Raw genomic sequence first — 1,354 nt, forward strand, 5'->3', positions numbered from 1 at the left:
CCCAGTGACTTAGCTCTCCGAGCTCTAGCAATCCACCGAACTGAGTCCCGTAAGCATAAAGACTTCCTCCTAAAGACCCAATATAAACATCAGTTCCCTGATAATATCGTGCATAGTACCGTTGTATATAAAAAGAGTCCTGATGTGTAGGTAAATATTCTGGATATTTTGATTCTAACCAGTCATATAATTGATTAATAGCTGCCTCATCATGATCCATTTGCTCTACCCAGTAATTTACCTTGCCGAGTTCTAGCAATCCACCAAACGGCGTTCCGTAAACATAAAAATACTCTTTTAAAGACCCGATATAAACATCAGTTCCCTGATAAAATCGTGCATAGTACCCTTGTATATAAAAAGAGTCCTGATGTGTAGGGAAATATTCTGGATATTTTGATTCTGCCCAGTCATATAATTTATCAATAGTTACAATATCATTAGTTCCATCGGAAGCAAACTCAACTTTTAGCTTGATTTGATTGTTAAAGCCAGTGGGACTCAATGGATTATCACACCCGGGAATAAGGCTCCAATTGCCGGTGATTAATATGGATGGATTAACACATGACGATCCTTTCAAATTAACATAGATATTATTCGCATCAAAAGTAACTAAGTTTGGATCAAAATCATCTGGGGCAAACTTCGCATCCACAGTTACATTGATAATGTCAGGCAAGCTATTCTCAGTATCCTGAAAATGAAAGCCTTTTGACTCGATGTAAGAGTATTCATAATCATAGTCGTTAGCTTCAATAGATGCATAAGTCATTTCAATGACATTCTGGTTAAAATCTATGTCCCAATCAAAATAATCTACGTCTGGAGAAGAAACATAAAAATCTGTCTTATCAGGATAAGTCGAGTCACTAGCCAGAACATCTTTATCATTTGTAATTTCAAGCAAGTTAGATACATCATCACCATCCCATATTTCAAATGCTACATTAACCGTATGCCCATCAAAAGACTGGGCTGCCAAGGCATGCGGTGACATTGCTATACCGGCAAGAAGTAGAGAATAGGCTGTTATTTTTTTAAAGTTCATATTGATATCCTATAAGTAATTAAATGGCGCTTTAAAAAACGCCGCTTGATAAAACATTTACAACTAAGCTATGGGTTTACTTATTATCCGTTTCCTTTTGCATTTCCTCTACCCAGTGGCTTAGCTCTCCGAGCTCTAGCAATCCACCGAACTGAGCCCCGTAAACATAAAGACTTCCTTCTAAAGACCCAATATAAGCATCAGTTACCTGATAAAATCGTGCATAGTACCCGTTTATATCCATAGAACCCTGATGTGTAGGGAAATATTCTGGATATTTTAATTCTGCCCAGTCATATAATT

General features: G+C 37.1%; 2 pseudogenes. Both read right to left on the reverse strand.

From position 1 onward, the window contains the following. Positions 1–1,051, reverse strand: a pseudogene (locus BTHERMOSOX_RS11245) (hypothetical protein); the annotation flags it as partial. A 76-nt stretch (positions 1,052–1,127) separates the two neighbouring features. Next, positions 1,128–1,354, reverse strand: a pseudogene (locus tag BTHERMOSOX_RS11250) (hypothetical protein); the annotation flags it as partial.

This window comes from Bathymodiolus heckerae thiotrophic gill symbiont, assembly GCF_900128515.1.
In the GTDB taxonomy this organism is placed as follows: Bacteria; Pseudomonadota; Gammaproteobacteria; order PS1; family Pseudothioglobaceae; genus Thioglobus_A.